General features: G+C 43.3%; 10 protein-coding genes. 5 read left to right on the top strand and 5 right to left on the bottom strand.

Annotated features, from left to right (window positions below):
- The coding region (locus tag AB4653_RS14385; protein ID WP_206208506.1) for a hypothetical protein at window positions 1–204 on the top strand (204 nt) is incomplete at its 5' end.
- 16 nt (window positions 205–220) lie between these two features.
- Here the strand turns inward: AB4653_RS14385 and flgP are convergent.
- Window positions 221–652, bottom strand: a complete 432-nt coding sequence (flgP, locus tag AB4653_RS14390) for a flagellar assembly lipoprotein FlgP (RefSeq protein ID WP_009848581.1) — start codon at window positions 650–652, stop codon at window positions 221–223.
- A 9-nt stretch (window positions 653–661) separates the two neighbouring features.
- On the bottom strand, window positions 662–1,297 hold the full coding sequence (locus AB4653_RS14395) for a FlgO family outer membrane protein (RefSeq protein WP_012603422.1): 636 nt from the start codon (window positions 1,295–1,297) through the stop codon (window positions 662–664).
- A 192-nt stretch (window positions 1,298–1,489) separates the two neighbouring features.
- On the opposite strand from AB4653_RS14395, the gene AB4653_RS14400 reads away from it, so the two are divergent.
- Both AB4653_RS14400 and AB4653_RS14405 read left to right on the top strand, forming a co-directional pair.
- The gene (locus AB4653_RS14400) at window positions 1,490–2,623 is read left to right on the top strand and encodes a flagellar assembly protein FlgT (protein WP_009848583.1); all 1,134 of its coding nucleotides are present in this window, start codon (window positions 1,490–1,492) and stop codon (window positions 2,621–2,623) included.
- 139 nt (window positions 2,624–2,762) lie between these two features.
- On the top strand, window positions 2,763–3,269 hold the full coding sequence (locus tag AB4653_RS14405) for a hypothetical protein (RefSeq protein ID WP_009848584.1): 507 nt from the start codon (window positions 2,763–2,765) through the stop codon (window positions 3,267–3,269).
- A gap of 170 nt (window positions 3,270–3,439) precedes the next feature.
- On the opposite strand, the gene AB4653_RS14410 is transcribed toward AB4653_RS14405, so the two are convergent.
- Genes AB4653_RS14410 through AB4653_RS14420 form a run of 3 tightly spaced genes read right to left on the bottom strand, consistent with a single transcriptional unit; the run spans window position 3,440 to window position 6,198 of the window.
- Window positions 3,440–4,681 carry an NAD(P)/FAD-dependent oxidoreductase gene (locus AB4653_RS14410; protein ID WP_102257953.1) on the bottom strand — a complete coding sequence of 414 codons (1,242 nt, stop codon included), beginning with the start codon at window positions 4,679–4,681 and terminating at the stop codon, window positions 3,440–3,442.
- 24 nt (window positions 4,682–4,705) lie between these two features.
- Window positions 4,706–5,779, bottom strand: coding sequence for a methyltransferase (locus AB4653_RS14415; RefSeq protein ID WP_009848586.1), 1,074 nt, complete (start codon window positions 5,777–5,779; stop codon window positions 4,706–4,708).
- Window positions 5,780–5,808: 29 nt separating this feature from the next.
- The gene (locus AB4653_RS14420; protein ID WP_009848587.1) at window positions 5,809–6,198 is read right to left on the bottom strand and encodes a hypothetical protein; all 390 of its coding nucleotides are present in this window, start codon (window positions 6,196–6,198) and stop codon (window positions 5,809–5,811) included.
- Between the two features lie 71 nt (window positions 6,199–6,269).
- Between AB4653_RS14420 and AB4653_RS14425 the strand changes: the two genes are divergently transcribed.
- Both AB4653_RS14425 and AB4653_RS14430 read left to right on the top strand, forming a co-directional pair.
- Complete coding sequence (locus tag AB4653_RS14425; RefSeq protein WP_170962735.1) at window positions 6,270–7,049, top strand: beta-ketoacyl synthase chain length factor; 780 nt, start codon at window positions 6,270–6,272, stop codon at window positions 7,047–7,049.
- On the top strand, window positions 7,046–7,816 hold the full coding sequence (locus AB4653_RS14430; RefSeq protein WP_009848589.1) for a 1-acyl-sn-glycerol-3-phosphate acyltransferase: 771 nt from the start codon (window positions 7,046–7,048) through the stop codon (window positions 7,814–7,816). The genes AB4653_RS14425 and AB4653_RS14430 overlap by 4 nt, the downstream gene beginning before the upstream one ends.
- The last annotated feature ends 151 nt before the right edge of the window (window positions 7,817–7,967 follow it).

Below are 7,967 nucleotides of genomic sequence, written 5' to 3' on the forward strand. Positions count from 1 at the left end.
GTATCTGTATCTGTATCTCAGCCTACCCTTCTCGTTACACTAGTCAAATCTCCCACTAAACCTGTGAATGTACTCCCCAAGCCGATAAACAAAAAAGCGGCAAGTACTTTAATACTTGCCGCTTTCTTATTCATAGCCGTTACTGGTTGCCGTTACGCCATCTGGAAAGCGAATAGCAGCCAATATAACAGGAGAAACCTATAACTAGACGATCCTTAAACTAGAACAACGTTTGTTGTCTCTTCTCAGGCACTGGTTGAACTTCGCCATAATTACGCAGTTGTTCCATTTTTCGGATATCTAACCGTAGTTCAGTCACATAGCTGTCGCCAACAGGGTAACTGCGCACCACTTCAGCCCCACGGATAACACCATCAACTGCACCTGAAGTTCTTTCAGCACCAAGACGCTGATCCTCAAGCTCAGCCCGACCACTCACGCGCATACCATACACTTGTTCGGCAAGTTCACGATACGCATCAATTTTAGAAGCTCTCATTGCTCGGATACGTTTCTCTTCGTCATTACGACCTTTCTGCTCGCTGACACTCGAGTAGCCAACCGCAACCAAAAAGTCATTAGGTCTCATGCTTTGTAATGGTTGACAGCCGACAAGCAATAAAGCGGCAACAACAAATATTAATTTCTTCATCACGAACTCCTAAGGGCGAAGAATAACAGTATGAGGCTGACTGATCGTTGGATCAGAACGAATAATAACCCCATCTTGAGTTCGAATACTGTTCAGGGTATCTAAGTCACGACCAATACGGTCTGCAGGTAAAAAGCCTTGTGCGGAGGCAACAACGATGCGAGTTTGCATTCCGACCACACGAGCATTCACTAGAACACCGCCTTCTTGACGAAGCATAGTTCCAGTCAAAACATACTGGACGTCTTGCTCTTGGGCTAAGTCTTTCCAATCGCGGCTAATAGCAAAATCCCCCTGGTGGGTCACTTGGATAGAGCCGGTGGTTTTAAAATCAACCACTTTAAAACCTCGACGCTGAAACTGATGAATGAAACCTTCTGATACCGAGTTTCCTAACCAACTGGTTGTGTCCATGTGTTGCAGATCGACAAACGAGGTAATGGCAATGGGTGTTCTGGCTGAAATACTCGTATTCGACAAGATCAAATCTTCGGTCATGCTTTCCACGAAAAAATCCATGGTATGACGCGGGCTGTCCATCAACATAAACGGACTGCCTGAATACTCAGATTTACCGTTATAGATTGGCGAATAAGCGCATGATGTCATTAACATGACACTCATTACTACGAGCCATTTTTTCATTCTCTTATCTCCAGATATATTTAGTGCTTGCTGTTCCAATATGTTCTCGCCATGACTCTTTTCAATGGATTACAATGTTGGAACAATCTTTGCTTTTCATTAATGGTTCAGATTATGAAAAACGCACTTGAGTCAGCTTTAAGCTTATAAATATTTGTTAAGCAATATTTATACCCAACTGGTAACGAATAGATGAAAAAAATAATTTATTACTTATTTTCAATAAGTTTACTGACAACCATCAGCTTCAGCACTCATGCCTCTTGGTATGAAGTTACCGGTACTGCGGCCATAGTATCGTCAGAGGATGCGGCAAGGGTTCACGCCTTAGAGGATGCCGTCTACAAAGCCATACAGTTCTCAGGCGCTGACATCGGCAGTATTGCAAACCTCACCCCCTACTTAGATGCAAAAAAGAAAGAATTTCAATTTACCAATCATGAAGTACGCTACATCCTGGTAGAAAAAGAGAAGAAACGCGGTGGCAATATCATGATCACCGCAAGGGTAGACATCTACCCTTCGGCAAGTGCTTGCCATGACAGCCAATATAAGAAGACGTTTTTGGTCGGTAATATTGATGTGACCTCTCCACAACAAGCTGTGATGGGTCGAATCTATAACATTGGTGATGATTTTGGCCATGTTGTTAACCGACAACTGGCGCAAGAATCTCGCAGTTTTGTCTCTGTTGGTACAACAAATTACGACATAGACAAGCGTCGACCGGAAGTGATCAAAATGATCGCACAAGATACCGGGGCACAGTACATCATAGGTGGTGACATCACCGACTTAACCGCAACCATCGAATCGAAGCTTTTGAAAGACGACATTATCAATCGCCAATTTGCGTTAGAAATGCAGGTATTCGATGGTAAAACAGGTCATCAGGTTTACAACCGAAGCTATCGTGAAGTTGCAAAATGGCCATTTGCTAAGACCAGTGAAATCGACACCCGCAGTGCTCGTTTCTGGGCATCAACTTACGGCAGTATGATGCTTCGTGTCAGTCGAAATATTATGTTGGACTTAGAATCAGAAGTATCTTGTAAGATCACGCTTCCTGAAGTTGCCGCGGTGTTTGGGAATATGGTGACCATTGATTTAGGCCGAATACACGGTGTACAACAAGGTGACAAACTTCAGCTTTGGCACACAGGTTCATTTATCGACCAAAGAGGCTTGCCGCGCAATAAGGTCTCTCAAAGCGATATCACCCTGACGGTTTCTCGCGTTTATGAAAACGAAGCTGAACTCACCATTGATCAACCAAGCCTTGCGGGAAGCATTCAAATTGGTGATGTAATGCAGAAAATCATGTAGTTAGCAGCACCATCAACTCATATTTCCTAATAAAGCCTTAGCACTTTTGTTAAGGCTTTATTTTTTTCATGAGGATTAGTTTCGGTTTCGCGGTATTTGTCGTAACCTTACTAATAACATAATCATCATTTAGCAAACTATGAGCCAGAATAATCTAATTGGTGCTACCGGTTACCGCTTTATCTCGAAAGGTAAGACCGCTTTTAAGATCCACATTCATACACCCGACGATACGGTATTACATCGTTCAGTTGGCTTTGTTCGTATGGGGGAAGACAAAGCACTCAAGAAAACCATCAAATTAAGAGATGAGCTAGGTAGACAGCTTTGGGGCAAGTTTTGGCCAAAGGTCCTCAAAGAACCCTATCTCATGACACGTCTGCCTCATAGTTTAGAGCCTAAAATTGTATTTAAGCCCAATCCAACGCAGAGTGACCCTGAACATCGCGACGAGTGCTACATAGCTAAATGGCGTGTTTTCTCTGAGAATGGTGATTACAAATACAGAACGAAAGTATGTTCTATACGGAAACACGGTCGACTCGCAGCCTACAGCCAAACCAAACGAGCACTGCTTGAAGCTCACAAAGATGTGATTGAGCTGCTTATCTTTATGGGACGATTGAACAGCATTGATCTGAAGTAGTATCAACCTCGATAACTTCGTTAGAAACTTTGGATTCTGACGTACTGGAGTTGGTACTCGAGCTGAGAGGCTGATTATCAGATACAAAAACAGCCGCGCATTGCGGCTGTTTTGATTTATGGCTAACCATAGTGACCATTTAGCATGCTATTACATACTAAATAGACCATCTAGCTTCGGCATATCTCTGCCAGCGTCTTCAATCGACGTTTTGACTCGTTTACATAGGGGTTGCTTTGATCCCATGCGTAGCCCGCCAAAATCGAACATACCATTTGCTTTATCTTCGGGTTTGGTTCTTGATAGAAAATCACATCCTGAAGAGCCCCCGAGTACCACCCTTCAACATACGTTCTAAAAGTATTTACCCCAATCATCAATGGTTCAGCGTATTCACGATCCCAGTCGACTTTCTCGCCATTGAGTTGTTTTTCCACACACTCAACCACAAACTGAGCCGACTTCATCGCAATAGTCACTCCCGATGAAAATACAGGGTCAAGAAATTCCCCTGCATTACCCAGTAATGCATACTTATCGGTTGCAAGATGTTTAACGTTGACAGAATAGCCACCAATTTCGCCTGCGGGATTTGGATACTCCGCATTTGCCAAAATCTCGGCCAAGCCCGACTCTTCTGTTGCCAGCTGCTTAATCGCCGAAATCTTGTCTTCTGGGTATGATTCAAAGAATTTAGGTTCCCCTACCACACCGAATGAAGAGACTCCGTTACTGAAGGGAATCAACCAATACCAAACATCAGGATTGGTTGGATGTACCGAGACCAAAATTTTACTGCGATCGTATTCAAGATCACTATCCGTTGCTGAGATATGATCATTAATATGTGTGAAGATAGCTTTGCGCGGAGGAAGTCGTGATGGCTCTTCTAAATCGAGCATTTTGGGTAACACTCGACCAAAACCACTACCATCAAGGACGTATTGAGCCTCTAGCTGATAACGCTCTCCACCCTGTATTTGTACATCTAATATAGTACGGTCTTCAGCGAAGTTAATGCCTATCAGTTCATGTTGGTAATCAATGGTAACACCCTGCGCTTCAGCACAGTCTGCCATTACCTTATCAAAAGTACCTCGTTGAACCTGAAACGTCGTTCCCGGCCCAGAAGAGAACTTATCTTCAAAATTAAACGCCGTATAAACACCATTTTTACGAAAAGCCGCGCCATCTTTAAATTGGAAGTTAGCATTAGCCACAGCTTCGCTCATGCCCGCTTGTTCGATCACTTCCATGCACGCTGGTAACAGGCTTTCACCAATAGAAAAACGGGGGAAAAGGCTTTTTTCAATCACTCGAACATCGATGCCTTTTTTATGAAGCAAAGACGCCGCAATAGACCCTGATGGGCCAGCTCCGATGATCACTACTTGAGTTGACAGTTTTTTCATTAATTTAAGCCATGTTTACCATGATTATTTCGCGCTAGCTTTCAGCTCCAGAAGCGTATGCCCAAGACCGATATCGTCGGTACGAGTCACCACATCAAAGCCAGCCTCTTCCACTATCTCTAGGAAATCTTCACTGCGGTAAAAGCGGCTGTTGCCGTTGGCCAAGCAAGTGAAGTAGAGAGACGTCGCATTTAAGCTATAAGAAGCCGCATCGTATTTCTGTGCATCCCAAAACAGTTCAAGGATATAAACAGTCGCGTCTTCTGACATATGAGAGCGAACACGCTTTAATATGCTAAGAATTTCCATTGGCGAGAAACAATCAAGGAACTGACTCATCCACCACACATCCGTACCTGTCGGCAGCGCTTGCTGTTTATCAAGCATGTTAGCGGGGAATGGAGTCACTCGATCTTGATGACCGTGCTGTGTTGCGTTTGCCATTGCCATTTCTAATTGCTGCGGCAAATCGACAATCGTCACCTCGACATCAGAGTCGTAGTTACAACATTGCATTGCCCACTTACCTGTATTACCGCCAATATCCACCAGCGATTTAGGCTTCTTACTGAAAACTTTCTCAAGCAACACAGGGAACGAACGATCTGAGTAGAAATGATCAAACTTAAACCAGCTCTCTTTTGCTTTTTCTGGTAATTGAGACAAACCTTGATAAATCGTTTCCCAATCACCCAGCTCTTTCAGGCCTGCAGGTGTACCTTCTTCTATTGCTTCGGTTAAATGCATCATCGCGGCATAACAAACATCAGCCGTGAAATCCATATTTGCGTTGGTCATGCCATCATGCAATAGATAAAAACCTAGGTTAGCCATTTTATAATGAGGCTTATCCCAAGTAACGATGTGAGCACTCAACGCCATATCAAGCAGAACTTTGACACCGTATTCGGATACACCCGTTGCTTGAGAAATAGTTTCAGCGGGTAAACCATCATTGCCCGCATCATCTAACGCTTTCAAAATACCTAAATCACGAAGTGTACGAGCTGTATGAAAAACAATAGGAGCAAAAGACAATTTTTGCGCTTCTGTTTTTGCTTCTAATGCGTTAAATGGATCTAATTTATATTCCGACACGAAAAACCTAACTTTAAAATAATAGAGAGCTACATAGCAGCCATTTGTGCAAGCTTGCGTTTAATATCAACGTTCAAGTTATTAACCCAACGGTTGTAATTACGGTGAATTTCACCATCGTCGTACTTCAAATTCTCGGATTCGACGTAAAGAATAGAGTAAAACTTATCATTATATGGAATATCAACCACAGCATGATGTGAACGGACATACAGTTCAGCACGGATTAGGCCTGGCTTAATTTCTGAAACCAACCAACCTCGGTTCTCAGCAGACTCATAAATCGCTGATTTCACCTGTTTACTTTGAAGATTCAAAGCAACTGGAGTATCCTCAATATTCATTACAGGTTGGACACGTCCACAGCCTGCAAGAACGAGTATAAATAACATTGAAACGGCTATTTTTAGTAATTTCATTTAAACTCCTTACCCGTGTTTATTTATAAGCATGCATAGTATTAGTTAGACCCAAAGTAAATCAATACTCTATGTCAAATCAATCCCAATTAATGTCGTTTAATATTGAAAAATGGTCAGCAAATTCGCCAGGCCTCTATTCCGTTGCCGAGTGGCAAACGTGGAGCACTCATTTAGATTGGCCACAAAATGGCTCAACTGAATTTAAAGCCATCCCTCCTATGATGCGCCGCCGAATGAGCCTGCAAAGCAAACTGGCCGTCCAAACCGCATTAACCCTATTAAAAGATACCTCGATTGATTATCTGGTTTTTGCCAGTCGACATGGTGAGCTCCACCGAACAGCCACTTTAATTCAATCAATATTAGAAGGTGACGACGCCTCTCCAATGGCGTTTTCCCAATCGGTACACAACACCGCTGCAGGTCTAACAACGATTGCTGCAAAAGCGCCGATTCCACTGACCTCTATCGCTGCTGGGCAAGATACCTTTCACAACGCCCTGATTGAAGCTTATCTTTACCTACATCAGTATCCGTCACATCGTGTACTCGTCATTGACTTCGACCAACCTCTGCCTGATGTATATCGAGAATATGAAAATCAGCACTATGCTGACTACGCTCTAGGTTTAGTACTCACAGCAGGCAGTGACTACTCGGTTTCGAGAGCAGTAACAAGTAAACCAATCGCTAGCACCCCCAAAGTTAGAGACAACTCAGCAGCTGATTTACCGCAAGGCCTACAAACGCTACAACATATCCTATTGGGAACACAGCATTGGACTATTGCTGGTAAGCACCAAAACTGGTCCTGGGTCAATAACGCGCAAACAGGTGCACAGAAATGAGCAAAGTAGGCCAATGTTGGCGAGTATTCGCGACGGGGCTCTGCTTTACCATCTTTGGTTTGGGAGGCTTAGTCTTAAGCTTCTTAATCTTACCTTCGATCGCCCTAACGACTCGCAACGTCATAGAAAGAGAGCTCAAAGCACAGCGATTAATCCGTTTCTCATTCAATGCATTCTGCCAAATAATGAAGTTTACAGGCGCGATTGATTACCGAATTGATGGCGCCGAACTGCTCCGCGAAGATCGCAACTGCATCATTGTCGCCAATCACCCTAGCTTGATTGACTATGTACTGATCGCCTCTCAACTTCCTCAATGTGATTGTCTTGTTAAAGCGGCAATATGGGAAAACCCGTTTATGAAGAGGATTGTCAAAGCAGCGGGATACATACCCAACCAAACCCCTGACGATCTTTTAGAACGCTGTGAAGAACGCTTTTCGCGTGGAAATGTATTGTTAGTTTTCCCTGAAGGCACTCGCACAACGCCAGGAATTGAACCATCCTTACAACGTGGTGCGGCACAAATTGCCACTCGAACACAAACCGACTTACGCGTGATTCATATTACAGTTTCTCCGACATTCTTAACAAAAGAGAAAAAATGGTATCAAGTTCCTGCCACTAAACCCTTTTTTCATATCGCAGTGAAAGGTAAAATAGACGTCGCACCTTTTATTGAGAATTCAAATAACTTAACTTCGGCAGCAAGGCGCCTCAATCAACACCTTGCACAGACTATTTTTCCTTCCGAAGAAAATATTTAGCTCATCAATAAAACAACTGGTGATATCAGCGTTTCGAAAATACATCACATAATGTAGAATCGCCCCCCTTGAAGTAGCATTTAGATAAAGTACTAAGTAGGCCTAAGTGGAAACATTACACAACGAACTAAAACAACTGATTATCGACGCA

The sequence above is a fragment of the Vibrio sp. 10N.222.48.A3 genome, from assembly GCF_041475345.1.
Taxonomy (GTDB): Bacteria; Pseudomonadota; Gammaproteobacteria; order Enterobacterales; family Vibrionaceae; genus Vibrio; species Vibrio tasmaniensis_A.

Coding starts and splice junctions, on each gene's coding strand:
- flgP (WP_009848581.1), bottom strand. CDS start 652: ATGAAGAAATTAATATTTGTTGTTGCCGCTTTATTGCTTGTCGGCTGT.
- AB4653_RS14430 (WP_009848589.1), top strand. CDS start 7,046: ATGAGCAAAGTAGGCCAATGTTGGCGAGTATTCGCGACGGGGCTCTGC.
- AB4653_RS14405 (WP_009848584.1), top strand. CDS start 2,763: ATGAGCCAGAATAATCTAATTGGTGCTACCGGTTACCGCTTTATCTCG.
- AB4653_RS14420 (WP_009848587.1), bottom strand. CDS start 6,198: ATGAAATTACTAAAAATAGCCGTTTCAATGTTATTTATACTCGTTCTT.
- AB4653_RS14425 (WP_170962735.1), top strand. CDS start 6,270: ATGTCAAATCAATCCCAATTAATGTCGTTTAATATTGAAAAATGGTCA.
- AB4653_RS14400 (WP_009848583.1), top strand. CDS start 1,490: ATGAAAAAAATAATTTATTACTTATTTTCAATAAGTTTACTGACAACC.
- AB4653_RS14395 (WP_012603422.1), bottom strand. CDS start 1,297: ATGAAAAAATGGCTCGTAGTAATGAGTGTCATGTTAATGACATCATGC.
- AB4653_RS14410 (WP_102257953.1), bottom strand. CDS start 4,681: ATGAAAAAACTGTCAACTCAAGTAGTGATCATCGGAGCTGGCCCATCA.